Genomic DNA, 314 nt, shown 5'->3' with positions numbered 1-314 from the left:
CTGAATTTCTGCACCGCAAGCTCTGCCGCCTGGGCGCGCTGGTTAAGGTCGGTCAGGCGTTCCTGCAACCAGACAGATGCCCGCTCGCTGGCGTCGAAATTGGCGTTCAGCTGCTCGGTGAGATAGGCCTGCGCGTAGGTCTTGGCGATGTGTGCGGCCAGCTGGCGGTCAGTCGAACGGGTGGAGATTGCGATGACGGAACTGCGACCGACCCGCTCCACAGTCAGCGACTGCTGCAGCACGGCAGCGGCCTTTTCGCGGCGTCCGGCGCGGATTGCGGCTTCGGAGACCGGCGGATCGCCCGGCAGGACGAG

The 314-nt window shown here is 65.9% G+C and carries 1 pseudogene; it reads right to left on the bottom strand.

The features are described 5' to 3' along the window. Positions 1–314 (bottom strand): annotated as a pseudogene (locus EN824_RS34200) (chain-length determining protein); the annotation flags it as partial.

Source organism: Mesorhizobium sp. M8A.F.Ca.ET.181.01.1.1, from assembly GCF_004792025.1.
Taxonomy (GTDB): Bacteria; Pseudomonadota; Alphaproteobacteria; order Rhizobiales; family Rhizobiaceae; genus Mesorhizobium.
This window is presented reverse-complemented; position numbering and strand designations above follow the sequence as displayed.